Here is a 26,685-nt window from a genome sequence, read left to right as displayed (position 1 = left end):
CCGCGCGGTCCCGTGCGACCTGTTTCATGCAGAAAGGACGTTGAGCCACATGGATAATCTGGAGATCGAAACCAAGGCGGATGCCATCGCTGAATCGTTCGACATCGTCGAGCGCCAGGATGCGCATGATGCAGCCATCGCCGCGCTGCGCAGCGAGGTGGAGGAAGTGAAGGGCCGGATCGAGCGTGCGGGCCGCATGGCGGTGCGTCCGATGCTGGCCGGTGGCGCCGAAGGTGGGCAGGAGCTGAAAGGCTTTGTCGACGGCTATATCCGCCATGGCCGCGAGACCGAGCTGAAGGCGCTTTCGGGCACGGTGGCAGCCGATGGCGGCTTTGCCGTCCCGCAGCAGATCGACGAGATGATCGCGCGCCGTCTGGTCGAGATCAGCCCGATCCGTTCGGTGGCCAACGTGGTGCAGACCGGCACTTCGGGCTTCCGCCGCCTGATCTCGATCGGCGGCGCGGCCTCGGGCTGGGTCAGCGAGACAGGTGCGCGTCCGGAGACGGCGAGCCCCAAGCTGGCCGAGATCCTGCCGCCGACCGGTGAGCTCTATGCCAACCCCTCGGCGACGCAGGCGATGCTCGACGATGCGGCGTTCGACGTGGAAACCTGGCTCGCGAACGAGATCGCGACCGAGTTTGCCCGCGCCGAAGGTGCGGCGTTCATCAACGGCACCGGCACCAACCAGCCCAAGGGCTTCCTTGGTGCGACGATGAGCACGGCGGGCGACAATACGCGCGCGTTCGGTTCGCTGCAGTTCGTGGGTTCGGGCAATGCGTCTGGCTTTGACAGCGCGCCGGATGCCAAGCTGATCGACCTGGTGTTCCAGATGAAGGCACCGCTGCGCCAGGGCGCGGTGTGGGTGATGAACTCGACCACGCTGGCGACGATCCGCAAGCTCAAGACCGCGGACGGCGCATTCCTGTGGCAGCCGGGCCTGGTGCAGGGCCAGCCCGATCGCCTGCTCGGCTATCCGGTGATCGAAGCCGAGGACATGCCGGACGTGGCGGCCAACGCCTTCCCGATCGCGTTCGGCAACTTCAAGGCCGGCTACCTGATCGCGGAGCGTCGCCAGACCACGATCCTGCGCGATCCCTATACCAACAAGCCCTACGTCCAGTTCTATGCCACCCGCCGTGTCGGCGGGCAGGTGATGGACAGCGACGCGATCAAGCTGCTGAGAATCACGGCCTGATCGACGCCTGGCTGATCTTTCCGGAGGCCTGAAATCCTCCGGATGCCTGCGGCGGTTCCTCCCCCTGCCGCCGCAGGCCCCCTTTCCTTCCAAGATGACCGGAGATTGCCATGATGCGGGCAATTGTCGCGCCGCCAGCCGTGGCCTCGGCGGCGCTTAGCGAACTGAAGGCCTGGCTCGGGATTACCCGGACCGCCGACGATGGCGAGCTTGCCGCGCTGATGCGCGCCGCGTTTGACGTGTGCGAAGGCTTTACCGGCACGATGCCGCTGCAATCGGGCTGCGAGGACGTGCTGGAAGCCAGCGGCGACTGGCAGGCACTTTCGGCCCGGCCGGTCACCGCGATCACCGCGATGGCGGGGCTCAGCACCGCCGGCCTGCGCACGGCGCTGGCTTCGACCGATTACGAGCTGGACATCCGTGCCGATGGCACCGGCCTGGTGCGGTTACGCCGACCGATCGACCAGACGCGGGTGGTGGCGACCTATGTTGCGGGTCTTGCCGCTGATTGGACAAATCTGCCCGAGGCGATCCGCCATGGCGTGATCCGCCTAGCCGCGCACCAGCACCGCGCGCGTGACGACGAGAAGAAGGCGGCAACGCTGCCGCCGGCGGTGGTCGCGGCGCTGTGGCGGCCGTGGCGGCGGATGCGCCTCGCATGATCGAGGCGCGGGCCGACGGCGCCGGGCTGGTGCGGCGGCTGACCGAGAAGGCCGAGGCGCTGGCCAAGGCGCGGGCGGCAATGCTGGCGAAAGGCAGGAGTGCAGCGCGCTGGCGCATTTCCGGTTTGCTGTGGCCGCTGTTTGGAAAGGAATAGGCGATGGAGATTCCCTTTCGAGCCGCTTTGATCGACTGGCTGGCGAGCGATCCGGCATTGGGCGCGGCGCTCAATGCCGTGGTTGAGGAAGCACCTTCGCGCGTGGCCTTGCCGTGGCTGGCGCTGACGGCGAGCGCGAGCACCAACTGGGGCACCAAGACGCTGGCAGGCCGCGAGATCCGCGTGGCGCTGGAGCTGAACTTCCGCAGCGACGATCCGCTGGGCGGCGCAGCGCTGGTCGCGGCGATCGAGGCGCGGGTCGAGAGCCTGCCCTACGACCAGACTGCGAGCGGTTTCCGCATTGCCAGCATGGCGATGCTGAAAGCGCGGGCCGAGCAGCGCGGCGAAGCGCTGCGAGTGGTCGTGCTGGAATACCGGGCGCGCGTGATGGCGGCCTGACACCTCATTCTGTTTGAAGGAGAACCGACATGGCAGCACAGAAGGGAAGCGCCTTTCTGCTGAAGATCAGCGATGGCGCGGCAACGCCGACCTACAACACCGTGGCGGGCCTGCGCACCACGCAGATGTCGATCAACGGCGAGGCGGTGGTGATTACCTCGAAAGATTCAGGCGGGTGGCGCGAGCTGCTTTCAGGCGCGGGGACGCGCTCTGTAACGGTCAGCGCGGCGGGCATCTTCCTTGGCAGCGCGGCCGAGGGCCAGGTGCGCGGCAATGCGCTTTCCGGGACCATCGCCGACTACGAGCTTTCGTTCGAGGGCGGCGAGAAGATGCGGGGCAAGTTCCTTGTGCAGCGGCTTGACTACTCGGGCGATTTCAACGGCGAGCGCAATTACACGATGACGCTCGAAAGCTCGGGCGTGGTGGCGCAGGTCTGATGGCTGAAGCAGCCAACCCGCACCGGGGTGAAGCGGTGCTTTCGCTTGGCGGTCAGCCGCTGGTGCTGCGCCCGACATTCGGCGCGCTGGTGGCCGCCGAAGAGGAACTGGGATCGCTGTTCGCACTGGTCGAGCGGGCGAGCGCCGGGCAGCTGCGGCTGGCCGAGATGGTCGCGCTGTTCTGGCATGCCTTGCGCGATCGCAATGGACTGGAACGCGCCGACTTTGCCGAGGCGGTGGCGCGCGAGGGCTTGGCCGCCTGTACGCCGGTGCTGCGTGCACTGATCGTGCAGGTGCTGAAGGGCGGCGGATGAGCGGCACCTTCGGCAAAGTGGCAGCGCGGTTATCGGGACAGGCCGCGCTGCTGCTTGGCTGGCCGCCGCACCGGTTCTGGGCCGCGACGCCCGAGGAGCTGGCCACGATCCTTGCCGCGATGCGGGCGCCCGATGGCGAAGGCGTGGATCGCAGCATGATCGACAGACTGATGGAGCAAGACCGTGACGGATGAACTCGACACGCTGATGATCGACGTGCGCGCCAATACCTCAGGCTTCACAGCGGACGTGGCGCAGATGCGCGGGAGCTTCGATTCGATCCTGGTGGATGGTTTCGGGCGGGCGGGCGACACACTGGAGCGGGGCCTGCTGGGCGCGATCCGGCGCGGCTCGCTGGGCTTCGAGGACCTGCGGCGCGTGGCGCTGAACGTGGTTGGCGACATTGCCGCGCAGGCCGTGCAGGCCGGGATCGGCTCGATTGGCGGCGCGACTGGCGCGCAATCGGGCGGGATCGGCGGGTTGCTGACGGGGCTGGTCTCGTCGATCTTCGGTTTGCCGGGGCGTGCAACCGGCGGGCCGGTGGCTCCAGGCAGGGGCTATCTGGTGGGCGAGCGGGGGCCGGAGCTGTTCGTGCCGACGTCAGCAGGGCGGGTGGAGCCTTCGGTTGGTGGTGGCCGGGGGCGCGACGTCAACGTCTCGATCCGCATTGTCAGCCCGCAAGGCAGCAACCAGCCCGAAAGCTTGCGCCGATCGGGCAAGCAGGTGGCGCAGGCGGTGCGCCGCGCTCTCAACGAATTCTGATCAGGCGGGGAACCGGCGATGAGTTACTGGCTGGCAAAGCGCCGCACGGTGCAGCAGACCGACACGATCCAGCGCTTCGATCCGCGCTTCTGGACGGTGAATTTCCCAAGGCCGGCAATGGCTTCGGTGGTGACGACCGCACCCGATGCACTGCGGGTCGATGCGGTGTTCCGCAAGGCGGACGATCTTGTCGGCCTGATCTGGGAATCCGAGGACAAGTGGGATCACCCGCTGCTGGCCTATGAAACGCGGCGCGATTATTCGCGGCTGACGCTTTCATTTCGGTGGCGCTCTGCGGGTGTCCTGCCGCTGGATGCCGTGAACGGGCCGACGCTGACGATCGAGGGACGCGATGCGGATGGCAATGCGCGGGCGTGGTACGTGCGGCTGTGGAACTATGCCAGCGGAACGCCGACCGACGCGCAGATCACGCTGAAGTTCTCGGAACTTGATGGCGGGTTTCTGCTGCCTGCCGAAGCTGACCCTGTGCATCCAGCGGACATCGACCGGTTGTTCATCTCGCTGGTGGCGCCGGCTTACGCTGCCGGTGATGCGACGCCCTTTGCCACTTCGGCAGCGGGGTGGGCGGAGCTTTCGGGCATTTCCTGCCAGGGACACAAGCCGATGCTGGAACTGGGCGATGTGATGGTCCCGCCGCACGGCCTTGCCATGTGCACCGGCTATGACGATGCCTACAACCTGACGCCGGCGCGACTGCTGCGGCAGATCAGGGGCCTCGGCTATCGCGGGAGCATCAACCATTACATCGGCATGAGCCACTTCTATTCGCTGGTGCCGGATGGCGCTGGCGGGTTCGTGGTCGATCCCTGGCAGCCGGCGATTAATCCGGCGGCGCAGACATGGCACGAGGCGTTCCTTGCCGGGGCGAAGGCGATGGGGCAGACCGTGATTGCCTCGCAATCATACGAGGTGCTGGCGCAGAACTGCCCGGCAGCGTGGCAGCAGAAGGCGTGGGACGGAACCCCGGCGCGGACCGGATGGGTGCCGCCATCGGCGCTGCTTTCGCCTGCGAACGCACAGGCGATGGCTTGGGTGCGCAAGGTGGGCGTGGCGCTGGTTGGCCTGTTGCAGGGCGCAGGCCTTCCGGTGCGGCACCAGGTGGGCGAGCCGTGGTGGTGGGTGACGCAGGACCGGCGCATCTGCATCTATGACGATGCGGCGAAGGCGGCGTTTGGCGGCAGTCCGGTGAACATTCCGGACATGGGCGAGACTCTCAGCGCGGCACAGAAGAGCCTGCTCGATCAGGCAGGGGCCTTGCTGGCGCAATCGACGGCGGACCTCGCCGCTGCGGTGAAGGCGGCTGCGGGTGGCGCGGGGGCGGAGACGCTGCTGCTGGCGTTCCTGCCGACCGTGCTCGATCCTGTGACGCCCGAGGCTTATCGTGCGAACTTGCCGGTGGGGTGGGCCTCGCCTGCTTTCGACGTGCTGCAGCTGGAAGACTACGACTGGGTGACAGCGGGCAAGGATGCGCTGCGGGCCAAGGCGCGCGTGATCGCCGAAGCACGGCTGGGCTATTCGCGATCGCAGCAGCATTACCTGTCCGGGTTCGTCCTGCTGCCTGAGAACGCTGCGAGCGAATGGGCGCGCATTGACGCTGCAGCAAGCGAGGCGGTGGGCCTTGGCGTTGCGGAGACCTTCATCTGGGCGCTGCCGCAGGTTTCGCGCGATGGCTTTACCCGGCTTCCCGACATGAGCGGAGACGAGACCATGCAATCCTTCGACGATGTCCTGTTCCCGCTGGCGTTGGGACGCGATGCTTCGGTGACGCCGGAGTTTTCGACCAATGTCACGATCACGGCTTCGGGTTTCGAGCGGCGCAACAGCCTGTGGTCGGACGCGCGGCTGCGCTTCGATGTGGGGCCGGGGGTGCGCTCGGAGGCCGAGCTGGGCGAACTGATTGCGTTCTTCCGGGCGCGGCGCGGGCAGGCGCGAGGGTTCCGCCTGCGCGATCCTTCGGACTTCAGCTCCAATGGTATGACCGGGGTGCCGACGCCGATGGATCAGGTGCTGGGGACGGGTGACGGCGCGACCTCGCGCTTTGCCCTGGTCAAGCACTATGGCGAGGGCGGCGATGCGCAGAAGCGTCGGATCACCCGGCCGCGCGCGGAATCGCTGCGGGTTAGCGTGAACAGTGCGGAAACCGGCGACTTCTCGCTCGATGCCAAAGGCGTGCTGGTCTTTGCGACGGCACCGGCGGCAGGGTCTGTGGTGCGGGCAGGCTTCTATTTCGACGTGCCGGTGCGTTTTGCCGAGGATCGTCTCGACATCTCGGGCGCGGAGTTTGCCGCTGGCGAAGCACCGAGCGTGCCATTGGTCGAACTGCGAGAAGACGCATGAGCCGGACCTGGTTCAGCCAGTCGCTCGAGACCGTGGCGGTGTGGTGGCGGATCGAGCGGCGCGACGGTGTGGCGCAGGGCTTCACCAGCCATGACCGCGACCTGGTATTCGCCGGGCTTCGCCATAGGACGGCGCCGGGCATGGTGCCATCGGCGGTGCGTCGGACAGCCACGCTTGAGACGGACTCGGCGGAAGTTTCGGGCGCGCTGGCCCACGATGCGATCGGCGAGGCGGACCTTGCCGGCGGGCGCTTTGACGGTGCGCGCGTGGCGATGGGGCTGGTCGATTGGGAAAGCCTCGAGTTCGAGACGCTGTTCACCGGGACGATCGGATCGGTCGGCCGCGAGGGGGAGCAGTTCTCGGCCGAGCTGGAATCGCTCAAGCAGGTGCTGGCGCGCGACCTGGTTCCGCGCACGTCGCCCACCTGCCGCGCCGAATTCTGCGGTGATGGCTGCACGCTTTCGTCGGCGCGCTTCACGCATGAGGCCACGTTGACCGAGGTGGGGGCGGGCCGGCAGTGGGTGAGGGTCGGCGGCATTACGCCGGCTGATTTTGCTTTCGGTTGGCTGAGGCCGGTCGACGGTGGCGATGCCGGGGCGGTGCTGCGCGTGCGCGCGGTGGATGATGGCTGGCTCGTACTCGAACGGCCCTTGGCGGACGATGCGGCGGCGGGGCAGCGGGTGCTGCTGCGCGAAGGCTGCGATCACACGATCGCCACCTGTTCGGCGCGGTTCGGCAATGCCGTGAACTTCCAGGGCGAGCCATACCTTCCCGGCAACGACCTGCTTACCCGTTATCCGGCTGCGCAAGGATGAGCGGGGCGCTTGCCGAGGCGGCGCTGGGCCTGTTGGGCGTGCCGTTCCGGCTGCACGGCCGCGATCCGGCCACGGGCCTCGATTGCGTGGGACTGGTGGCCGAATCACTGCGCCGCGCCGGGCGGCGGCCTGATCCGCCGGAGGGCTATGCCCTGCGTTCTACCAGTGTGGCGCGGTTCCTGCGCTGCGCCGCGGCAAGCGGGCTGACGGAATGTGCGGAAGAGGGCGATATCGTGCTGTGCCGGGTCGGGGCGGTGCAATCGCATCTGGCGGTGCGCGTACCTGGCGGCTTCGTTCATGCCCACGCTTCGTTGGGGCGAGTGACGTTCCTGCCCGGACCCCTCCCATGGCCAGTCAGCCTGCAATGGCGACTGGCAGACGAGAAGGATTGATTGCGATGGCAACCCTGCTTCTTACCGCCGTGGGTACCGCGTTTGGCGGGCCGCTGGGCGGTGCGATCGGCGCGCTGCTGGGACAGCAGATCGACGGCGCGGTATTCGGCAAGCGCAAGGTCGAGGGGCCAAGGCTCAAGGAACTGTCGGTCCAGACTTCCAGTTATGGGTCGGCATTGCCGATGCATTTCGGCCGGATCCGTTCGTCTGGCAGCGTGATCTGGTCGACCGAACTGGTCGAGCACAAGCAGAAGAACGGTGGCGGGAAAGGGCAGCCCTCTGTCACCAGCTATACCTACACCGCGTCCTTTGCAGTCGCCGTATCGAGCAGGCCCATCGCGGGGATCGGCCGCATCTGGGCTGACGGCAACCTGTTGCGCGGTGCAGCCGGCGATCTGAAAGTGGGCGGAAGCGTCCGCGTGCATCAGGGCTATGCCGACCAGGCTCCTGACCCGTTGCTCGTGCAGGCCGAAGGGGAAGCGCTAAATCCTGCTTATCGCAGCATTGCGTACGTCGTGTTCGAGGATCTCGAACTGGCGGATTTCGGCAATCGTCTACCTTCCCTGACCTTCGAAATTCTGGCCGATGAAGGCGCGGTCAGTGCGGCCGAGGTCGTGCAGTTCCTGCTGCCGACGGCCGACGCCTCGGGCCTCGGTTCGCTCACGCTGGCGGGATATTCGGTCGAGCAGGGCGGCGTGGCTGATGCGGTGGCCACGCTGGCCGAACTGTCGCCGATTGCCTGCACTGTGGCCGACGAGAAGTTGCGCTTCCGGCTTGGCGACGACGGCCAGGACAATCCCCTTTGCTTGCCGCAGCCATGCGCCGGAGGCGAATCCGCCGAGGATGCGCGTGCCAGCGGCTGGTCGCGTCGGCGCGATGCCCTTCCGGTTTCACAGCAATGTGCGGTCCGCTACTACGATATCGGGCGGGATTATCAGCCCGGTCTGCAACGCAGCATTGGCCGCAGTGCCCCCGGAGACGTGGCTACCATCGAACTCCCAGCGGCAATGACGGCTGCCGAAGCGAGCGTCATCGCGGATCGTGCAGCGCGCCGACGGACGATTGCGCGCGACACGCTTCGTTACCGCATAACCGAGATCGATCATGCCTTTGCTCCCGGTGCCGTGGTGACAACTCCCGTCACCGAAGGCCGGTGGCGGGTGGAGCAATGGGAATGGCAGGCAGACGGGGTCATGCTGGATCTGGTGGCGGTGCCTCCATCTGCTCCTGTGGATACCGCGATCAGCGATCCGGGCAGGGCCAACCAAGCTCTTGATCTGCAACCGGGGCCTACGTCGCTCGCAGCTTTTGAATTGCCTTGGGACGGCGTGGGCGATCCGACGACGGTCAAGCTTCGGGTGGCTGCTTCATCGCCGAGCGCCGGGTGGACTGGTGCCGCCTTGTTCGTCCAGACCAGCGACGGGCAGCTAGCGGCAATTGGATCGACAGGTCGGCGCCGTGCGGTCTTGGGGCGAAGCCTTACGCAATTGCCCAAGGGGACGCCGCTGATCTTCGATGCGAGTGCTACGGTCGATGTGGCACTTGTGCCGCAGGATGCAGCGTTAGCTAACGCAACCTGGGCCCAATTGATGCAGGGCAGCAATCTTGCATACCTTGGATCCGAGCTCATCCAGTTTTCGCGCGCAGAAAGGCTTTCCAGCGGGACCTGGCGGCTCAGCGGTCTGCTTCGCGGGCGTGGGGGGACCGAGGCGGCCATCGCCAGCCATGCCATCGGCGAACATTTCGTGCTGATTGATGATGCTCTGACAAAAATCGATCCAGCGGACGTTGCCGAAGGTCTCGAAATCGCGGCGCTCGGGCGTGGTGACCCGGAAGTCGTCACCACCGAGGTGATCAACCGTGGCATCGGCTTGCGACCATTGGCCCCTGTGCATGGGCGGGCCAGACGCCTTGCCGATGGAGGGATGCAACTGGACTGGATCAGGCGCGCCCGCGGCGGCTGGGCATGGCTGGATGAGCTCGACCTCCCGCTGAACGAGCCCCAGGAACTCTGGCAGATCACTTATGGCACTACGGAGGCAGTGAACCTTGCCTGGAACACGGCTGAGCCGCAACTGCAGCTGACTGCCGCGCAGGTTTCAGGCTTGGGCATCGCGACGGAGGCGCACCGCTTCAGCATCCGGCAGGTGGGCAGGACCTCGCTGTCGCAGCCGCTGATCATCGCAGTACCAGCATGACCCGATTGCACAGAAAGGCAGGTAAATGACGGACCCTATCAGCTATTCGAACGCCACCGCGCGGCTGGGACTCCCGCTGCTCTTTGCCGGGCAGGCGCAGAAGGAAACCACGGTGAACGAGGCACTTGCCTTGCTGGATCTTTGCGTGGCCGGATCTGTTCAGGGCGTTTTGAGCGATCCTCCGACCGCGCCGGCGGCCGGGCAGGCATGGATCGTGGGAATCAGCCCAACAGGAGCATTCACCGGCCACGCAAACGCAATTGCCGGCTGGACGGAAGGGGGGTGGCGCTTCGTCCAGCCAAGCATCGGCATGCGCAGCTATGATGTCCAGAAAGGCGCGTTCCGCCTGTTTGACGGGGGCTGGACCCTTGCTGCGGCCCCGGACAGCCCGCAGGGTGGCGCGATTGTCGATGCCGAAGCGCGGGCGGCAATCGGAGCGCTGATCGAACTGCTGAAAGTAACCGGCACAATTTCAGACAACTGAGTGGAACCAATTCCCTTTAGCGGCATTTCAACCGGACATGAGGGCGCAATCACCGAGAATTTGCACTGCACAATGGAGTCAATCCGTTGTTTTCATGCAACACTCGGTGTGTTTGTCCGCTTGCATGACCACTTTGGAACCGGTAGACAACCTGCACGACGTGGCATGATGTCGCTAAAAGGGGAAACGATAATGCGGAAACTGGTCCTGGGCCTTGCCCTGGCGTCGAGTGCCTTGGCATCTCCTGCGTTTGCACGAGATGATTCTTGGTACGTCGAGGCCGATGCCGGCGCAATGAAGGTTGAAGATTCGGAAGCTCTGAACGGCCAGGTCGTTCTCAGCAACCATGATGGCTACGACTTCGGCGGCATCGTCGGTTATGACTTCGGCGGTTTCCGCCTTGAAAGCGAAGTCAGCTACCGTCGCGCTTACAACGACTCGGTCGATTTCGGCGGACAGACCTTTACCAACCCTCAGGGCCATGCGGATGCGTTGAGCTTCATGGTCAACGGCCTGCTTGATTTCGGTCCTGACGATGGTCTGCAGGGCTTCGTTGGTGGTGGTGTTGGCGTCGCTCGCGCCAAGTACTTCATCAACGCTGGCGGCACTGGCGGCAACGGTCCGGCTGTGGCGGTCAACGATTCCGACACCGGCTTCGCATGGCAGGCTCTGGCTGGCATTCGTGCACCGATCAGCGATCACGTCGATGTTGGTCTGAAGTATCGCTTCTTCAACGCCGACAAGGTCGATCTGGTTGCTGCTGACGGCACCGCGGCTCGCACGCGCTTCCGTTCGCACTCGATCCTCGGTACGCTGAGCTACAACTTCGGTGGTGCTGCTCCGGTGGAAGAAGCGGCTCCCCCGCCGCCCCCGCCGCCCCCGCCGCCCCCGCCGCCCCCGCCGCCTCCGCCGCCGCCGGCTCCGGTCTGCAACAAGGGTCCGTACATCGTGTTCTTCGACTGGGATAAGTCGGACATCACGCCTGAGGCAGCAACGATCCTCGACAACGCGGTTACCGCTTACGGCAACTGCGCAAGCGTTCCGATCATGCTGGCCGGTTATGCCGACCGTTCGGGCACCGTGAAGTACAACCAGGCCCTTTCGGAGCGCCGCAACGTGTCGGTACGTTCGTACCTGACCTCGCACGGCATTCCGGATGGTTCGATCACCAGCCAGGCCTTTGGTGAAAGCAACAACCGCGTGCCGACCGCCGACGGCGTTCGCGAACTTCAGAACCGTCGCGTGGAAATCACGTACGGTCCGGGTTCGGGCATGTAAGGTTCGGCTTTGCCGAAAAAAGAACGAGGGGTCGGAGAAATCCGGCCCCTTTTTCGTTATGATCCTAAACAGATCGGAGACCGTTACGATGCTTTCCAAGGCCGCAATCCTGCCTCTCGCTTGCTCGCTTCTGCTGGGCGCGTGTGCAACGACGGATGAGATGGACAATACTTCGACGCTGGCACGGGCCACGCTTGCTGACGCGGCGGGTGCTTCGGTCGGCACTGTCAGGATCGAGCAATCGGGGACCGCACTCTCGCTGGTCGCCGATGTGCGGAGCATGACGGCTGGCCAGCATGGCATTCATATGCACACAACCGGAAAGTGCGAGGCTCCCGGCTTCACGTCAGCTGGTGGTCATTTGAATCCGACCGCTCATCAACATGGTACGATGAACCCGGCGGGCCCGCATCTCGGGGATCTTCCGAACATCACTGTCGCGGCTGACGGAACCGGGACACTCCGCGCGCCGCTCAGCGGTACAGCCGCCACAGTGCTCGCCAGCCTTTTCGATGCCGACGGCACCGCCATTGTCGTCCACGCCGGGCCGGACGATTACAAGACCGACCCCAGCGGCAACAGCGGCGGCCGCGTTGCCTGCGGCGTGCTTACCCAGGGCTAATCAGGCCAGGGTTTCCCCGGCAGCGCGCGCCCGCTGCTCCAGGCTGGCCAGCGCGCCGGGGACGCTGCGAATTGCCACGAAGAGAAGAACCAGCCCAATCGGCGCTGACACCAGCGTGGACAGCACCCCAAGCGACAGATCATCGCCGTTGGTCGCGGACACATAGCCTGCCATGAACGGCCCGAGCGCCAGGCCGACAAGCGTGGTGGCAAGGAAGAAGGTTGCCGTGGCAGTACCCCGCATGCGGGGCAGGACCAGCGACTGACTGGTCGCTGCGGCACCGCCAAGCGCGCTGCTCGACATCGTTTGTGCCACGAACAGCATGGCTACGAAAGTTGTGAAGCTTTCGGTTCGGAAGGCGATGATCATGGGAATGATCGGCGCGATCAGCCCGAACAAGGTCACCATGATACGGCCGGCGGAGTGGCGCTTGTACAGATGGTCGGCAATGCGGCCGCCGATGATCACACCGAGGAATCCGGCCAAGGCACCGGGCGCGCCGATGAACCACCCAAGATCACCCTTGGCGATGGCGAACACGCGCTCGGCGTAAGGGGCGGCCCAATAGGATGTGGCGTACGAAGTGAATGCCACCATGCCGTACCCCAGCGTCGTGCACAGGAATGCGGGCGTGCCCCAGATCAGGCGGAAGGTTGGTAGGTCACGCGCCCGCAGGGCACTTGCCCAACTGTAGATCGCGTAGAGGCCGACCCCGACGAAGATCCATTGCTGCCGGGTCGACCGTCCCAGCAGCGAGGTCAGAGCGTAGACGCCACCGGCAATGACCACGGCTACGGCAAGATTGGCGATCAGGGCCAAGGGGCCGCGCCGCGCCGCACCGATCAGCGTCAGCGGCGGGACCACCGTCACGAGCTCGGCGAAGAACCCCTTGAAAGGCCGCTCCACGCTCGGCGTTGGCAGTCCGTCGATTGCGCCGCGAATTGGCTCGCGCAGGGTGGCTACCAGCAGGGCCAGAAGCACCCCGGGCAAGCCGACCGCCATGAACGCCGCCTGCCAGCCGACGAGGCCGAAGGGACCGCCTGCAGGATACGCGGCGTTCCATTTCTCGACGATAAGGCCGCCCACCAGCAGCGACAGCCCGCCCCCCAGGAACAGGCCTGAGGAGTAGATCGACAAGGCGGTGGCGCGCAGCCGTTGCGGAAAGTAGTCCGAAATGAGCGAATAGGCAGCAGGGCTCGCCGTCGCCTCTCCGACACCGACCCCGATGCGCGCGGCGGTAAGCTGCCCACCGGTCCGCGACAGGCCCGAGACCGCCGTCATTACCGACCACAGTGCTAGCCCGGCACTCATCAGCCGGACGCGGTGCCAGCTGTCGGCGAGACGACCCAGAGGAATCCCGAACAGGGAATAGAACACCGCGAAGGCAGTTCCATACAGGAAGCCGAGGTCTGCGTCGGTAAGCGACAGGTCCTTCTTGATATCGTTGGCCAGAATCGAAAGGATCTGACGGTCAACGAAATTGAGGACGTAGACCAGCACCAGAATGCTCAGGACGTACCAGCTGTACGCAGTCGCTCCCTGCTCCTGATGGTGCGTCTGGTCCGTGCTAGTCGCTATACCGGGTTCCGTCATTCAGGCCTGCCTCTTCAAACCCTGCGCGTCGCAGGCGACAGCTGTCGCATACGCCACAGGCTTTCCCATCCGGAAGGGGATCGTAGCAGGACCAGCTCTGGCCAGCGTCGAGCCCCAGTCGCGCTGCTTCCTGCGCGATCTGTGATTTCTTGAGGTGCTGGAGCGGGGCGTGGACGGTGACCGTACCACCCTCGCTGCCGATCTTGGTAGCGATCCGCGCCAGGCCTTCGAAGCCTTGCACGAACTCGGGCCGGCAATCGGGGTAGCCGGAATAGTCCAGCGCGTTCACGCCGATGAAGAGGTCCTTCGAGCCAGCAGCTTCGGCCCAGGCCAGCGCGAGCGACAGGAACACGAGATTGCGGGCAGGGACATAGGTAACCGGAATATCGTCGCCCACGCCGTCTTTGGGGACGTCGATATCCGCAGTCAGCGCAGAGCCGCCGAACTGGCGCAGGTCCAGCGGCAGGATTACGTGGCGCTCCACACCAACGCGCTCCGCGATCACGCGCGCTGCGTCGAGTTCGATGCGGTGGCGTTGGTTGTAGTCGATCGTCAGTGCAAGGACGCGGAAACCCTGCTCCTTGGCCAGGCCTGCGCAAACCATCGAATCGAGTCCGCCCGAAAGGAGAACGACTGCGAGTGGGGCTTGGGCGACTTCAGGGCTTTGCAACATTGCCAATGGGCTAGCCGTGCCGTCGGCCCGATGCAATGGTCTCGCGCGTAACTTTATGCTTCCTGCCTCAACGCGGGCACGGACCGAGCCGCCGCGCCTCGGCGACGAAGTTGAATGGCAGGCCGTTGTCGATGCCTTGCGTTTCCAACTGCGCAAGGCGTGGGTTCTCGAAGCGGACCCGGGTGTGGCCATATCCACCGGCCGGACAGGTGTACTGCACTGTCACCATATTGGGCGCATCGTCGATGACAAACCGCCGGCAGGCCTCGCCACGGTGGCGCACTTGGATAAGCTTGCGGCCATTGTTCACGCAGAGCTGAACGGTATCCGCGTCGTCGCGGGCACGCACTTCCCACAGCCCCGGCTCCAGCCTGTCAAGCATGGCAAGAGCAGGCCCTTGCGCAACGCCGGAAGTCGCGGCGAAGGCTGCAACCGCAATCGCTGACAGGACTGTGGGGCGACCGAGGCCGCGCAGCGGGATCAGACGTGATGACATGAAGCTCTACTCGCACCCATGAGCGCGGGCGTCTGTGCCGTTGCTCACTCGATGCTGGATCATATCACGGCGTTTCGCGCGGCGGAACGGTCTGCGTGCGCGGCCAATTGTGAAAAGTGTTGTTACATTTCGGGCCAGGACCGAAAAGTCAGTCGAGGTCGATCGCAAATTCCCGCGAACAGAAGGCGCAGTCAACCACGATCAGCCCGTCGTCATTCTCCATTTCCGCGCGCTCGGAAGCGGCGAAACGAGAAAGAATGTCGCGATAGTGTTCGATCGTGCAACGGCATCCGCGGGTGAGAGCCGTCCCGGTCTCGGCACGGATCTCCGGCTCCTCGTGGAACAGGCGCCACACCACGCTTTCAAGATCGAGCGCCGGATCGACAAGTTCTGCCTCGCTGATCGAGCCACCAAGGACAGACACATGCTCCCACTCGGGATGGTCCAGCTGCACGTGCAGCCGCTCGCGGCCCTCCTCGCCCTCGGGCAGGTGCTGCAGGAGCAGTCCACCGGCGACACAGGCGCCGGGCGTATTGCTGACGCCGATGCGGATCAGCGTGGGAATCTGTTCTGACTGGAAGAAATAGCTCTGGCACGCTTCGGCCAGCGAATTGCCCTCAAGCGGCACGACGCCCTGATAGCGTTGGCCGGTGGCGGCAAGATCAAACGTGATTGCCAGATAGCCTTCGCCGAACAGGGAGAACAGCGAGGGCACCGGGCCCAGTTCGTCAAGCCGCGCGCGGTCATGCCGGACGTAGCCGCGAAGCTCGCCGTTGCGATAGTCGCAGACCAGCAGGTCGACGATGCCGTCCTGCGTCTGTGCCTGCAGCGTCAACTGGCTGTCCTCCCCCTTGAGCAGCGATCCCAGCAGGGCAGTGATCGTCAGTGCTTCGGCCAGGAGGTGGCGGATCGGCGCGGGATAGGCGTGGGCCGAAAGGATCGTATCTAGAACCGGGCCCAGCCGCACTGCCCGGCCGCGCGCATTCTTGTGCGGCAGGGTGAAGTGCATCACCGTATCGAAACCGGTGGACGGCTGGACCTGTTCACTCACTTTACGTCACATCCTTCAAATCTGGCCGAACACCCAGCGCAGGACAGACTTCTGCGCGTGAATGCGGTTCTCGGCCTCATCCCATACGACCGAGCGGGGACCGTCGATCACCGAGTCTGTGACTTCCTCGTTGCGATGCGCGGGCAGACAATGCAGGAACAGGGCGTCGGCCTTGGCGTGCGCCATCAGTGCATCGTTGACCTGATACGGCTCCATCGCCGCCAGCTTGGCTTCAGCATGGGCTTGGCCCATCGAGATCCACGTGTCGGTGACGACCACGTCGGCCCCGCGCACGGCCTCCATCGGATCGCGGACCACACGGATGCCGCCGCCGCTCAGCCTTGCCGTCTCGATCATCGCAGCGTCGGATTCGTACCCTTCCGGAACGCCGATGCGAACGTTGAACTTCATCAGCCCCGCCGCCTCAACGATCGAGTTCAGCACGTTGTTGCCATCGCCCAACCAGGCGACTTCGAGACCGGGCAGGGCCTTGCCGTGCTCGATCACGGTCAGCAGGTCCGCCATGATCTGGCAAGGGTGGGACAGGTCGGTGAGGCCATTGATCACCGGAACGCTGGCATAGCGGGCCAGTTCCTCGACCTTGGCATGATCGTCGGTGCGCAGCATGATCGCATCGGCCATGCGGCTGAGGACGCGTGCGGTGTCGGCGATAGTCTCGCCCCGGCCGAGCTGCGTCGTCCCGGCATCGAGGATAAGAGCCGAGCCGCCAAGCTGCCGCATGGCAATGTCGAAAGACACGCGGGTGCGGGTCGAGTTCTTCTCGAACACCATGGCCAGGACGCGGCCGGCCAGTGGCGCATCTGCGTCCGGCTGGCCCTTGGGAAGGGCGGCGCGCTCCGTTTTCCGGTCAATCGCGTCATTCAGCATGGCGGCGATGGAATCGCCGCCCGCATCGGTGAGGTTGAGAAAATGCCTGGTCATGTAACCGGTGCCTCCAGCGCATAGCTTGCCGCAGCGGCAGAAAGCCGCTCCATGAACTCGTCGATGTGGCTGTCGTCGATCACCAGCGGCGGGATCACGCGGACAGTGTTGTCACCCGCCGAAACGGTCAGCAACTGGTGGTTATCACGCATGTGGGCTACGAACGGACGCGGATCGACCTTCATCATGAGGCCGAGCATCAGGCCACGCCCGCGCACGCCGATGAACAGGTCCGGGTAGTTGCCGATGAACTGTTCGATGCGCCCGCGCAGCCGCTCACCCTTGGCGCGCACGTCGCTCAGGAACTCCTCGTTGGCAACAACGTCGAGCACCGCTTCGCCCGCTGCCATGGCCAGCGGGTTGCCGCCATAAGTGCTGCCGTGCGTGCCGGCGACCATGCCGCGCGCCGCCTTTTCGGTGGCAAGGCAAGCGCCCATCGGGAAGCCGCCGCCGATGCCCTTGGCCGTCGCCATTACGTCGGGCGTGATGCCATACTGTTCGTAGGCATAGAGCGTGCCGGTGCGGGCAACACCGCATTGCACTTCGTCGAAGATCAGCACGAGGTCATGCTCGTCGCACAGCGCGCGCAGGCCCTTCAGGAACTCGTCCGATGCGTCGCGGATGCCGCCTTCGCCCTGGATTGGCTCGACCAGGAAACCGGCGGTATTTGGTCCCATTGCCGCCTTGGCGCCTTCAAGGTCATCGAAATCGACGTACTTGAAGCCTTCGAGCAAGGGAAGGAAGCCCTTGTGCATCTTCTCCTGATTGGAGGCGCTGATCGTGGCCATGGTCCGGCCGTGGAAGGCGTTCTTGAAGGTGATCAGCTCGTACTTGTGGTCATTGCCCACCGCCGAGTGATAGGCGCGCGCGGTCTTTATCGCACACTCTACCGCTTCGGCGCCCGAATTCGTGAAGAACACGGTATCGGCAAAGGTCAGGTCAACCAGACGCTGCGCCAGATGCTCGCCCTGCGGACTGCCGTAGAGGTTCGACACGTGCATCAGCGTTGCGGCCTGTTTCTGGATCGCGCCGATCAGGTGCTCGTGCGAATGACCGAGCAGGTTCACCGCAATGCCGCTGGCGAAATCGAGGTAGCGGGTGCCGTCCTCGGAAATCAGGTGGCAATGCTCGCCTCGCACCGGACGCACGCCGCACCGGGGGTACACGGGCATCAGCGGGGTGATCGACATAGAGCTCTCCTGTTCAGTCACGAATGTTTCCGGATGGCGCAACAATACTGCGCAAGCCAGATAGAAAAAGGGGAATCGACAAACGACAAATGGCGGCCCTTCAGGACCGCCATCTGTGCGCGTATGTGTTGCAGGCCGCCGGTCAGACTACCGGAAGCGATGCAATCGGGATCAACCCTGAATCGGCACCAGGTTGACCGCCGAGTGCTTGCCTCGTCGATCGACCTCGAGGTCGAATTCCAGCTTGTCGCCTTCGTTCAGCTCGCGCAGGCCCGAGCGTTCGACAGCACTGATGTGCACGAACGCGTCCGGCTGGCCGTCATCACGCGTGATAAAGCCGAAGCCCTTCATCGCGTTGAAGAACTTGACCGTGCCGGTCGCCTTTTCGCCAGTCAGCTCACGCTGCGGGGCAGCGGGCTTCGAAGCGACGGGGATGACATCGCCGACGACTTGAAGGTCTGCAGCCGAAATCTTGCCGCCACGATCGACGAGGTTGAATTCCAGCGTCTGGCCTTCAGCCAGGCCTTCGAGGCCGGCACGCTCGACCGCGCTGATGTGGACGAATACGTCCTCACCACCGTCTTCGCGCGAGATGAAGCCGAAGCCTTTCTGGCCATTGAAGAATTTGACGACGCCCTTGCCGGTGCCGACAACCTGGGCAGGCATGCCGCCGCCGCGCGGGCCGCCGAAGCCGCCACCGCCGCCGCCACGCGGGCCGCCGCCGAAGCCGCCACGATCGCCACCGCCAAAGCCGCCGCGATCTCCACCGCCAAAGCCGCCGCGATCTCCACCACCGAAGCCGCCACGATCGCCGCCGCCGAAGCCGCCACGTCCGCCACCGCCACCGAAGCGATCGCCACCGCCGAAGCCGCCGCGGTCACCATAACCGCCGCCGCCAAAGCCGCCACCGCCGCCGTAGGGATCAAAACCGCCTTCGTCGCCGAATCCGTCGCGCTTGTCTCTGCCGCGACCGCGCCGCCCTCTGTCAAAACCCATAGAAATCAATAGACCTTCAATCCGCCCCAACCTTCACGGCACCGCAGGCCGGACGCGGGAACCGGCGGCGCGACGAGGGAATCAGTGCCGGACTCAAGAGGCCGGACCTTACCTTTGCGGCCAAGACTATAGAGCAAAAACACAGGACCGCTAACGGAATCGACAAGTCAGCCACAATTCGCCTCGAAAACTGTGGCATTTGTGCCGATCCGCCAGATCAAGCGTGCGCTACTTGCCGCCGGGCGATGCTTTGGGCAGAAGCGGAGCACACAGATTGTCAGGACACCACGATGTTTCGCAAGATCGACGACAAGACTTATGCCAGCCCCCAGATCGGCCTCGCCGAAGTGGCCTATGCCAAGGCGCTGGGCATCGGCATGATCATCAACAATCGTCCTGAAGGCGAATCCGACGATCAGACGCCCGGTGCTGACATCGAAGCGGCCGCACGGGATGCCGGAATCGCCTACGTCGCGATTCCGGTCAGCCACGCCGGCTTCTCGATGCCGCAGGTCGAGGCGATGCAGGCAGCCTTGGCGCAGGCAGGCGACGCCCCGGTACTGGCCTACTGCCGCTCCGGCACCCGTTCGACCCTGCTCTGGGCGCTGGCGCAGGCCCGCTCGGGCCTTGATCCGGACGAGATTGCCGCGAGGGCGGCTGGCGCCGGATATGACATTTCGCCGATCCGGGCGACGGTCGACATGCTCGCCGGGCAGGCGGGATAACTTGCTCCGGGCGGCGGCGTGAACACCCTGATCGAGACCGCGCTGGGCAATCCGGTCGTGGCCAAGGGATTGCAATTGCTGGGATCGCTACTGGCGATCCTCGTGCTGGCATGGCTGGCGAGACGCATGCAACTGGGCGGCGATCCCCGCATTCATGGCGCGGACGAGGCGCGCGCTCTGGCCGAGGATGCGATCTGCGGCTTCGATGCGCAAGACGTCGTGGTCGACCGCGCCGGCATTGGGGCGCTTGCCCGCGACACGCTCGGCCGGGTACTGCTGATCCGCCAGCACGGCAGCCATTTCGCTACCCGACAGTTGACCAGCCACGCCGGAGTCCGGCTCGACGGACGCTTTCTCACCATCGCCACCGATGACCGACGTTTCGGCACGGTCACTCTTGACCTTGGCGATCAGGCGCAAGTCTGGGCTGCCAGCCTCCGTCGTCTCGGAGCGACCGCATGAAGCCGATTGACGTTGTCACTTATGCGGTGCCGTTCTTCGTCATCATGGTCCTGGCCGAGATGATCTGGGCCGCACGCCGCGCGCCCGAGAAATACGAACCGCGCGATACCTTGACCAGCCTTGCGCTGGGCCTCGGCAGCACCGTTGCGGGAGCTTTGACGGCTGGCGTCGTCTTTGCTGCGGCGATGTGGCTCTACGACCACCGCGTGGCCACGGTGCCGTTCGCATGGTGGGCGTGGATCGCCTGCTTCGTCCTCGACGATTTCAACTACTACTGGGCCCATCGCACCGGCCACCGCGTGCGCTGGTTCTGGGCGAGCCACGTCAACCATCACTCGAGCCAGCACTACAACCTGTCGACTGCGCTGCGGCAGACCTGGACCGGGTTCTTCGCCCTCTCCTTCGTGTTCCGCATCTGGCCGGCGTTCCTCGGCTTCCATCCGGCGATGCTCGTCACAGTCGGTGGCGCCAACCTGATCTATCAGTTCTGGATTCATACCGAGGCGGTTCGTCGCATGCCGCGCTGGTTCGAGGCGGTATTCAACACGCCATCGCACCACCGCGTCCACCATGCCACCAACCCGTTATACCTCGATCGCAACTATGCCGGGGCGCTGATCGTGTGGGACCGCCTCTTTGGCACGTTCCAGCAGGAGCGCGATGATCTTGCGATCCGGTATGGCATCGTCAAGCAGTTGGGCAGCTTCCACCTGCTGCACGCCGCGTTCCATGAGTGGCGCGGGATGCTGGGGGACTTCTGGCGCGCGCCCTTCCGGCACAAGCTGTCGTACCTGGTGCGCGAGCCGGGCTGGAGCCATGATGGCAGCCGCGAAGGCTCGGACGCTATCCGCGCCCGCTGGCTTGAGCGCAACAGCGCCGACTAGCGCTTCTTTACGGCGTTCAGCTTCTCGGCTTGGGCAATTGCTGCCTTGGCGATCGGCTCCATCACCGCATAGCCCTTGGCGTTGGGATGGATCCCGTCCGGTGCAAGTTCGGGATTGATCCCGCCCTCGGCATTGACCAGCGCCGAGTGATAATCCGCGAAGACCGCGCCGCGGGCCTTGGCATAATCCTTCAGCCAGGTGTTGAGCGCCACTACTTGCTTCGCCGGGGACAGCGCCGGTTTCCACGGGAACTTCGCCGCCGGCAGGATGCTGCCGATCACCACGGCGATGCCATTCGCCTTGGCCAGATCGACCATCGCTGCGACGTGGTTCGTGTACATTTCGGGGCTGTTCGGACCAGTGTTCCCGGCAAGGTCATTGGTACCGATCATGATGTGCACGACCTTGGGCCGCAGGCGCACCACGTCCTGATAGAACCGCACCAGGATCTGCGGGCTGGTCTGCCCGCTGATCCCTCGGCCGACAGCACCTGCCACGAACAGCGACGGTGCCAGGCCAACCCAGTTCTCGGTGATCGAATCGCCGATGAACACCACGCGCGGTGCCTGAGCCAGCTGCTTGTCGGCCTCGGCATAGCGGCATTGCCAGGCCCAGTCGTACTGTCGCACATAGGGGTGGCCGAAGAACAGGCCGCGCGTGTCGGTCGGGCAGGGCTTTTCGATCATGCCGTCCCCCGGCGGCGTCACCACCGGCGGCGAAGCGGCAGGGCGGTTCTGCGCCCATGCCGGGAATGCCGCCAGAGCCAGAACCGCTGCCAGAACCAGCCGCATCAGATGATCCCCACGGCCTTTCCGGCGCGCTCGAACATGCCGATGATCGTCTGCACCTGATCTGCCGAATGCTCGGCACACAGCGAGCAGCGCAGCAGCGTCATCCCTGCAGGCGTTGCCGGTGGGCGGGCCAGGTTCACGTATAGACCTTCGTGCAGGAGCGCTTCCCACATCGCTGCGCCACGTTCCAGATCGGGCATGATCACCGCGATGATCGCGCTTTGCGCTTCGCTGGTGCCCAGCTGGAAGCCCTTGTCACGCAGGCCCTTGTGCAGGGTCTTGGAATTTTCCCAGAGGTGCGCGCGCTTGTTTCCGGCGTGCATCAGCTTGCGGATCGATGTCGCCGCGGTGTGCACCACGCTGGGCGGCAGCGAGGCGGTGAACACGTAGGGACGGCACACCAGACGCATGATCTCGAACTTGGGATGGTTCGAAACGCAGAAGCCGCCGACCGTGCCGACCGATTTCGAGAAAGTGCCGATCACGAAGTCGACATCGTCAAGGCAGCCCTGGTCCTCGGCCACGCCGCGCCCGTTGGGGCCGATGAAGCCCATCGAGTGCGCCTCGTCGACCAGCACCATCGCGCCATGCGCCTTGGCGACGCGGATCATCTCCTTGAGCGGCGCAATGTCGCCCAGCATGGAATAGACACCTTCGAGCACCACCAGTTTGCCTGCGCCTTCCGGCACGCGCTTCAGGCGCTTTTCCATGGCCTCGATGTCGTTGTGCTTGAACGGCACGACTTCGGCATCGCCCATCTTGCAGCCGTCCCAGATGGAAGCGTGGCTGTCGATGTCGAGGATGATGTAGTCACCCTTGCCGGCGATCGTGCTGATGATGCCGAGGTTGGCCTGGTAACCGGTGGAGAACACCATGGCATGATCCATGCCATAGAACTCCTTGAGCGCTTCTTCGCACGCCTTGTGCCCGGCATATGTGCCGTTGAGCACGCGGCTACCGGTGGTGCCCGAACCGAAATCATCAAGGGCCTGCTTGCCCGCCGCGATCACGTCGGGGTCGAAGGTCATGCCCATGTAGTTGTAGGTGCCGAGCAGGATCGTCTCGCGCCCGTTGCACACCGCAACGGTCGGGCTGATCACCCGCTCCATCACCAGGTTGAACGGGTCTTCCACACCGCCCGCCAGCAGCGCGCGGCGTTGTTCGATCAGCGGGTCGAACTTCGAAAACAGGTCGGTCATCTTCGATCTCATCCTGAAATCCGCACTGCACCCGCTCAGGACGTGCGGCTGTGCGCGGACGTTGGCCTCAGCCCTGGAGCTTCGTCACCGCATCGATCAACTGGCCATAGGTCTCGATCTCGGCTTGCTGGTTCATGCTGATGATGATGTCGAAGTCGTCCTCGATGGCCGCGACGAAGTCCATCACCGTCAGGCTGTCCCACTCAAGATCGCCGGCAAAAGTGGTCGCTTCGGTAATTGCGATGCCCTTCTTGTTAAAGGGTTCGATCAGTTCGGCGATCTTTTCGGCGGTTGCGGCGCGATCCATCAATTCTTCTCCAAGGAGCAGGAGAGGCCCCCTGCCAGACGATTAAGGCCGAAAAGCGGCCAATGCCCACGCTTGTCAAGCACGCTGCCTCTGTGTCATCCCCGGAAATACGGATAACCGCACAGAACGGCGCCCAGAACGGGGCCAAGAACGGCGCCAAGAACGGCGAGGGGGGAATGATGGCACAAGTCGATGAACAGGCCGAACAACCGCTGGCCGCCCCATCAATGCCGTCACCCTCGGGATACTCAAATCACGCCATTCACCTGGTGCGCACCTCGCAGCAGATCAATCTGACGCTGAGCCAGATGGCCGATGCCAAGGCCTCGATCCTGATGGGCGCGACGTTCCTCGTATTCACCATCGCAGTGGGGCAGGCGAAGAGCGGTGCGATGCCTTGGTCGCTGGGGGTGCTGGCGCTGTTTGCGTTCATTTCGGCGATGTGCGCGGTGTTTGCAGTCCTGCCCTCGGTCAGCAACCCCAGGTCTGCAAAGCTGAACGACGGCAAGCCCAACAAACTGTTCTTCGGCTACTTCACCCACATGGACGAGGGCGAGTGGGCCGATTCAATCCTGTCCGAACTGCGCGCCGATGAAACCGTGTTCCGCACGATGTTGCACGACATCTACCAGAACGGGCAGGTCCTGCAGCGCAAGAAGTACAAGTACCTCGCCTACGCCTACAAGAGCTTCATGGCGGGCCTCTGCCTGACGGTGCTGACCTTCGTCATCGAGCACGCAAGCAGCGTTGCAGCGGCGATTTAACCTTCAGACCAAAGCGTTCACCGCCACCATGAACGGCCCGATCGATACCGGCTTGGCAAGATAACCTTCGGCCCCCGCAGCGCGGATCGTCTCTTCATCGCCCTTGCCGGCATAGGCGGTCACTGCAAGGATCGGGATCGCCTTCAACTCCTCGTCCGCCTTGATCGCCTCGATCAGATCGATGCCCGAAACGTTCGGCAGCTGGATGTCCATGATCACCAGATGCGGCATGAACAGCCGTGTCTTCTCGATCGCCTCGCGCCCGTCGGCCACCGGCTCCACCTCGAAACCCTTGGCGCGCAGCAGGTCGCAGAACAGCTTGCGGTTGAGGTCGTTGTCCTCGACAACCAGAATTCTTTTTGCCACTGACACGCCTGTTTTACGAAAGCTGACGGCGCCACCCTTATTGCCCGCGAAAGGCCCTGACAATCATCCGCGAGCCTTCCTCCCCCGTCGATCCCGCTGCCCTTGCGCTGCAGGCTCTCGGCTGGGTCCTTTCCGATGGCGACCGTGCCGAGCGGTTCCTGAGCCTCACCGGCCTGACGCCGGATGAATTGCGGGCGGGGCTCGGCGATCCGGCGATGCTCGGCGCTGTTCTCGATTTTCTCGCCAACCACGAGGCAGACCTTGTCAACGCGGCCTTCGCGCTCGACATCTCGCCCGAAACCCTGATTGCCGCCCGGAAGGAATTGTCATGAGTAGCCGCCCCCTGATCGTCAGCGATTGCGACGAGGTGCTGCTGCACATGGTCGCCCCCTTCCGTGACTGGCTGGGCGAAAGCCAAGGCGTCAGCTTCAAGATGGACAGCGCCGATTTCTCCAAGGCGATGCGCTACGCCAAGGATGGCGAGCTGGTGCCGCCACAGGAAATCTGGAACCTGCTCAACAAGTTCTTCGATACCGAGATGTATCGCCAGCAGGCCATTGCCGGTGCCGTCGCCGGGATCAACGCGGTCGGGCAGGACGCCGACGTGGTGATCCTGACCAATCTCAACGATCACCGCCGTGACATGCGCGCGCGCCAGCTGGCCGATGTCGGCATCAACGCTCGCGTCTTCACCAACCAGGGGCCGAAAGGCCCTGCGCTCAAGGCGATCCTCGACGAGTACAATCCCTCACGCGCCCTGTTCATTGACGATCTGCCGCAGCACCACGATTCGGTTTCGCAACTGACGCCCGAGGTGATCCGCCTGCACCTGTGCGGCGAACCGCTGCTCAGCCCACATATCGACTGCGCCCACAAGGCCGGCCATGCCCACGCCCGGATCGATGACTGGGAAGCGGCACTGCCCTGGATACTCGAACAAATACATGGAGAAGACGCGTGACCGATCCCGTTGAAGCAAAGCTGGCAGCCCTCGGGCACACGCTGCCGCAGGCCGCCGCGCCTGTTGCCGCCTATGTGCCGACGGTCGAGGCGAACGGGCTGCTCCACGTCTCGGGCCAGCTTCCCTTCATCGATGGCAAGCTGGTGACTGGCCGCCTCGGCGAGAACGTCAGCCTTGAGGATGGCACCGCCGCCGCCCAGGCTTGCGGGTTGATGATCCTCGCCCAGGTCAAGGCGGCATTGGGCTCGCTCGATCGCGTGGAGCGCGTGGTCAAGCTTGGTGCGTTCATCAGCTCGACCGCGGACTTCACCGATCAGCCGAAGGTCGCCAATGGCGCGTCCGAGCTGATGGCTGCGGCTTTTGGCGACGCTGGCAAGCACGCCCGCAGCGCGGTCGGCGTGCCTGTCCTGCCCTTGGGCGCTGCGGTGGAAGTCGATGCTGTCCTTGCTGTTCGCCCTGCTTGACCGCTTTCTGGTCCCCGCGCCGGATCAGGCGCGGGTCGGCTGGCTGCGAGGCGTGAGCTACGCCCATCGCGGCTTGCACGGGGCCGGCGTTCCCGAAAATTCGCCCAGCGCGTTCGCCCTTGCCGTCGAGCGGGGCATGGGCATCGAATGCGATGTCCAGCGCACCGCTGATGGTCAGGCAGTGGTCTTCCACGATTGGGACCTCGATCGCCTGACCGCCGAAACCGGTCCGGTGATCGAACGGCTCGCCGATGCGCTGGCCAGAACCCAGCTTTCGGGCAGCACCGATCGTATCCCCACTTTGCAAGGATTTCTGGATCAGGTCGCCGGTCGCGCGCCGCTGCTGATCGAACTCAAGTCGAAGCGCGAAATCCGGGTCGCGCCGTTGTGCCTTGCCGTGCGGCGCGCGCTCGAGGGCTATCGCGGTCCGGTCGCGGTGATGAGCTTCGACCCCCGCGTCAGCCGCTGGTTCGGTCGCCATTCCCCGCGCATCGTTCATGGACTTGTTGTCACGGAAGAGGGCAAGCGTACTGTGTTCGCCGCGCTCAAGCTGCACCTCGCCTTCTGGCAGGCCCGCCCGCAGTTCCTCGCCTGGGACGTGCGCGACCTGCCGAGCAAGTTTGCTGCCACCCAGCGCAAGCGCGGCTTCCCGGTCCTCACCTGGACCGTCCGCTCTGCCGAACTTGCAGCCCGCGCGGCCGACTGTGCCGATGGACCTATTGCCGAGGGGGCAGGCGTCGAGGCATGACC

The 26,685-nt window shown here is 64.7% G+C and carries 34 protein-coding genes; 23 read left to right on the top strand and 11 right to left on the bottom strand.

The window, feature by feature from the left end; genetic code table 11:
• Positions 1–49: 49 nt before the first annotated feature.
• The 15 genes from HGI46_RS01915 to HGI46_RS01845 all read left to right on the top strand — a co-directional run bounded on the left by HGI46_RS01915 (position 50) and on the right by HGI46_RS01845 (position 12,071).
• Positions 50–1,195: a phage major capsid protein gene (locus tag HGI46_RS01915; RefSeq protein WP_168902867.1), complete on the top strand. Its 1,146-nt coding sequence runs from the start codon at positions 50–52 to the stop codon at positions 1,193–1,195.
• A 110-nt stretch (positions 1,196–1,305) separates the two neighbouring features.
• Entirely contained in the window at positions 1,306–1,857 is a 552-nt protein-coding gene (locus HGI46_RS01910; protein WP_168902866.1) for a hypothetical protein, read from the top strand.
• Entirely contained in the window at positions 1,854–2,012 is a 159-nt protein-coding gene (locus HGI46_RS01905) for a hypothetical protein (protein ID WP_168902865.1), read from the top strand. Before HGI46_RS01910 ends, HGI46_RS01905 begins: the two co-directional genes overlap by 4 nt.
• A gap of 3 nt (positions 2,013–2,015) precedes the next feature.
• Entirely contained in the window at positions 2,016–2,411 is a 396-nt protein-coding gene (locus tag HGI46_RS01900; RefSeq protein WP_168902864.1) for a DUF3168 domain-containing protein, read from the top strand.
• A gap of 29 nt (positions 2,412–2,440) precedes the next feature.
• Positions 2,441–2,848 (top strand): phage major tail protein, TP901-1 family, encoded by a 408-nt coding sequence (locus HGI46_RS01895; RefSeq protein ID WP_168902863.1) that lies wholly within the window; start codon positions 2,441–2,443, stop codon positions 2,846–2,848.
• A complete protein-coding gene (locus HGI46_RS01890; RefSeq protein ID WP_206065474.1) occupies positions 2,848–3,162 on the top strand; it encodes a gene transfer agent family protein in 315 nt (104 codons plus the stop codon). The genes HGI46_RS01895 and HGI46_RS01890 overlap by 1 nt, the downstream gene beginning before the upstream one ends.
• The gene (locus HGI46_RS01885; protein ID WP_168902862.1) at positions 3,159–3,356 is read left to right on the top strand and encodes a phage tail assembly chaperone; all 198 of its coding nucleotides are present in this window, start codon (positions 3,159–3,161) and stop codon (positions 3,354–3,356) included. The genes HGI46_RS01890 and HGI46_RS01885 overlap by 4 nt, the downstream gene beginning before the upstream one ends.
• Positions 3,346–3,924 (top strand): phage tail tape measure protein, encoded by a 579-nt coding sequence (locus HGI46_RS01880; RefSeq protein ID WP_168902861.1) that lies wholly within the window; start codon positions 3,346–3,348, stop codon positions 3,922–3,924. Before HGI46_RS01885 ends, HGI46_RS01880 begins: the two co-directional genes overlap by 11 nt.
• Positions 3,925–3,942: 18 nt before the next feature.
• The gene (locus HGI46_RS01875) at positions 3,943–6,282 is read left to right on the top strand and encodes a DUF2460 domain-containing protein (protein ID WP_168902860.1); all 2,340 of its coding nucleotides are present in this window, start codon (positions 3,943–3,945) and stop codon (positions 6,280–6,282) included.
• A complete protein-coding gene (locus tag HGI46_RS01870) occupies positions 6,279–7,097 on the top strand; it encodes a DUF2163 domain-containing protein (protein ID WP_168902859.1) in 819 nt (272 codons plus the stop codon). The genes HGI46_RS01875 and HGI46_RS01870 overlap by 4 nt, the downstream gene beginning before the upstream one ends.
• Complete coding sequence (locus HGI46_RS01865) at positions 7,094–7,489, top strand: peptidoglycan endopeptidase (RefSeq protein ID WP_168902858.1); 396 nt, start codon at positions 7,094–7,096, stop codon at positions 7,487–7,489. Before HGI46_RS01870 ends, HGI46_RS01865 begins: the two co-directional genes overlap by 4 nt.
• A gap of 5 nt (positions 7,490–7,494) precedes the next feature.
• On the top strand, positions 7,495–9,687 hold the full coding sequence (locus HGI46_RS01860; protein WP_168902857.1) for a phage tail protein: 2,193 nt from the start codon (positions 7,495–7,497) through the stop codon (positions 9,685–9,687).
• A 25-nt stretch (positions 9,688–9,712) separates the two neighbouring features.
• The gene (locus tag HGI46_RS01855) at positions 9,713–10,171 is read left to right on the top strand and encodes a DUF2793 domain-containing protein (RefSeq protein WP_168902856.1); all 459 of its coding nucleotides are present in this window, start codon (positions 9,713–9,715) and stop codon (positions 10,169–10,171) included.
• 192 nt (positions 10,172–10,363) lie between these two features.
• Positions 10,364–11,449 carry an OmpA family protein gene (locus HGI46_RS01850; protein WP_168902855.1) on the top strand — a complete coding sequence of 362 codons (1,086 nt, stop codon included), beginning with the start codon at positions 10,364–10,366 and terminating at the stop codon, positions 11,447–11,449.
• Positions 11,450–11,609: 160 nt separating this feature from the next.
• Positions 11,610–12,071 carry a superoxide dismutase family protein gene (locus tag HGI46_RS01845; protein ID WP_240946524.1) on the top strand — a complete coding sequence of 154 codons (462 nt, stop codon included), beginning with the start codon at positions 11,610–11,612 and terminating at the stop codon, positions 12,069–12,071.
• On the opposite strand, the gene HGI46_RS01840 is transcribed toward HGI46_RS01845, so the two are convergent.
• The 7 genes from HGI46_RS01840 to HGI46_RS22335 all read right to left on the bottom strand — a co-directional run bounded on the left by HGI46_RS01840 (position 12,072) and on the right by HGI46_RS22335 (position 19,012).
• A complete protein-coding gene (locus HGI46_RS01840; RefSeq protein ID WP_168902853.1) occupies positions 12,072–13,664 on the bottom strand; it encodes an MFS transporter in 1,593 nt (530 codons plus the stop codon).
• Entirely contained in the window at positions 13,639–14,337 is a 699-nt protein-coding gene (gene queC, locus HGI46_RS01835) for a 7-cyano-7-deazaguanine synthase QueC (RefSeq protein ID WP_118072318.1), read from the bottom strand. The genes HGI46_RS01840 and queC overlap by 26 nt, the downstream gene beginning before the upstream one ends.
• A gap of 67 nt (positions 14,338–14,404) precedes the next feature.
• Positions 14,405–14,833 carry a hypothetical protein gene (locus HGI46_RS01830; RefSeq protein WP_206065473.1) on the bottom strand — a complete coding sequence of 143 codons (429 nt, stop codon included), beginning with the start codon at positions 14,831–14,833 and terminating at the stop codon, positions 14,405–14,407.
• Between the two features lie 148 nt (positions 14,834–14,981).
• Entirely contained in the window at positions 14,982–15,842 is an 861-nt protein-coding gene (locus HGI46_RS01825; RefSeq protein ID WP_118074514.1) for an Hsp33 family molecular chaperone HslO, read from the bottom strand.
• A gap of 57 nt (positions 15,843–15,899) precedes the next feature.
• Complete coding sequence (gene argF / locus HGI46_RS01820) at positions 15,900–16,826, bottom strand: ornithine carbamoyltransferase (protein WP_168902852.1); 927 nt, start codon at positions 16,824–16,826, stop codon at positions 15,900–15,902.
• Complete coding sequence (locus HGI46_RS01815) at positions 16,823–18,016, bottom strand: aspartate aminotransferase family protein (RefSeq protein WP_168902851.1); 1,194 nt, start codon at positions 18,014–18,016, stop codon at positions 16,823–16,825. Before HGI46_RS01815 ends, argF begins: the two co-directional genes overlap by 4 nt.
• Before the next feature lie 171 nt (positions 18,017–18,187).
• Positions 18,188–19,012, bottom strand: a complete 825-nt coding sequence (locus HGI46_RS22335; protein WP_168902850.1) for a cold-shock protein — start codon at positions 19,010–19,012, stop codon at positions 18,188–18,190.
• 290 nt (positions 19,013–19,302) lie between these two features.
• On the opposite strand from HGI46_RS22335, the gene HGI46_RS01805 reads away from it, so the two are divergent.
• Genes HGI46_RS01805 through HGI46_RS01795 form a run of 3 tightly spaced genes read left to right on the top strand, consistent with a single transcriptional unit; the run spans position 19,303 to position 21,083 of the window.
• Positions 19,303–19,737: a TIGR01244 family sulfur transferase gene (locus HGI46_RS01805; RefSeq protein WP_062347231.1), complete on the top strand. Its 435-nt coding sequence runs from the start codon at positions 19,303–19,305 to the stop codon at positions 19,735–19,737.
• An 18-nt stretch (positions 19,738–19,755) separates the two neighbouring features.
• Positions 19,756–20,199, top strand: coding sequence for a hypothetical protein (locus HGI46_RS01800; protein ID WP_240344768.1), 444 nt, complete (start codon positions 19,756–19,758; stop codon positions 20,197–20,199).
• On the top strand, positions 20,196–21,083 hold the full coding sequence (locus tag HGI46_RS01795) for a sterol desaturase family protein (RefSeq protein ID WP_168902849.1): 888 nt from the start codon (positions 20,196–20,198) through the stop codon (positions 21,081–21,083). Before HGI46_RS01800 ends, HGI46_RS01795 begins: the two co-directional genes overlap by 4 nt.
• On the opposite strand, the gene HGI46_RS01790 is transcribed toward HGI46_RS01795, so the two are convergent.
• The 3 genes from HGI46_RS01790 to HGI46_RS01780 all read right to left on the bottom strand — a co-directional run bounded on the left by HGI46_RS01790 (position 21,080) and on the right by HGI46_RS01780 (position 23,380).
• Complete coding sequence (locus tag HGI46_RS01790; RefSeq protein WP_168902848.1) at positions 21,080–21,874, bottom strand: SGNH/GDSL hydrolase family protein; 795 nt, start codon at positions 21,872–21,874, stop codon at positions 21,080–21,082. The two genes, HGI46_RS01795 and HGI46_RS01790, sit on opposite strands and share 4 nt — an antisense overlap.
• Entirely contained in the window at positions 21,874–23,073 is a 1,200-nt protein-coding gene (locus HGI46_RS01785; RefSeq protein ID WP_118074512.1) for an aminotransferase class I/II-fold pyridoxal phosphate-dependent enzyme, read from the bottom strand. The genes HGI46_RS01790 and HGI46_RS01785 overlap by 1 nt, the downstream gene beginning before the upstream one ends.
• 67 nt (positions 23,074–23,140) lie before the next feature.
• Complete coding sequence (locus tag HGI46_RS01780; RefSeq protein WP_039332481.1) at positions 23,141–23,380, bottom strand: acyl carrier protein; 240 nt, start codon at positions 23,378–23,380, stop codon at positions 23,141–23,143.
• A gap of 179 nt (positions 23,381–23,559) precedes the next feature.
• On the opposite strand from HGI46_RS01780, the gene HGI46_RS01775 reads away from it, so the two are divergent.
• The gene (locus tag HGI46_RS01775) at positions 23,560–24,144 is read left to right on the top strand and encodes a Pycsar system effector family protein (RefSeq protein ID WP_168902847.1); all 585 of its coding nucleotides are present in this window, start codon (positions 23,560–23,562) and stop codon (positions 24,142–24,144) included.
• 3 nt (positions 24,145–24,147) lie between these two features.
• Here HGI46_RS01775 and HGI46_RS01770 read toward each other — a convergent pair whose 3' ends face one another.
• Positions 24,148–24,510 carry a response regulator gene (locus tag HGI46_RS01770; protein WP_039332483.1) on the bottom strand — a complete coding sequence of 121 codons (363 nt, stop codon included), beginning with the start codon at positions 24,508–24,510 and terminating at the stop codon, positions 24,148–24,150.
• 56 nt (positions 24,511–24,566) lie between these two features.
• Here HGI46_RS01770 and HGI46_RS01765 point away from each other — a divergent pair, with 56 nt between their 5' ends.
• The 4 genes from HGI46_RS01765 to HGI46_RS01750 are packed head-to-tail and all read left to right on the top strand — an operon-like array spanning position 24,567 to position 26,683.
• Positions 24,567–24,842 carry a DUF3572 domain-containing protein gene (locus HGI46_RS01765; RefSeq protein ID WP_168903108.1) on the top strand — a complete coding sequence of 92 codons (276 nt, stop codon included), beginning with the start codon at positions 24,567–24,569 and terminating at the stop codon, positions 24,840–24,842.
• The gene (locus HGI46_RS01760) at positions 24,839–25,471 is read left to right on the top strand and encodes a hypothetical protein (protein ID WP_039332486.1); all 633 of its coding nucleotides are present in this window, start codon (positions 24,839–24,841) and stop codon (positions 25,469–25,471) included. Before HGI46_RS01765 ends, HGI46_RS01760 begins: the two co-directional genes overlap by 4 nt.
• Complete coding sequence (locus tag HGI46_RS01755) at positions 25,468–25,935, top strand: RidA family protein (protein WP_039332489.1); 468 nt, start codon at positions 25,468–25,470, stop codon at positions 25,933–25,935. The genes HGI46_RS01760 and HGI46_RS01755 overlap by 4 nt, the downstream gene beginning before the upstream one ends.
• A complete protein-coding gene (locus tag HGI46_RS01750; RefSeq protein ID WP_240946523.1) occupies positions 25,907–26,683 on the top strand; it encodes a glycerophosphodiester phosphodiesterase family protein in 777 nt (258 codons plus the stop codon). The genes HGI46_RS01755 and HGI46_RS01750 overlap by 29 nt, the downstream gene beginning before the upstream one ends.
• Positions 26,684–26,685: the final 2 nt, after the last annotated feature.

It is taken from the genome of Novosphingobium sp. ERW19, from assembly GCF_012641315.1.
Classification (GTDB): domain Bacteria; phylum Pseudomonadota; class Alphaproteobacteria; order Sphingomonadales; family Sphingomonadaceae; genus Novosphingobium.
This window is presented reverse-complemented; position numbering and strand designations above follow the sequence as displayed.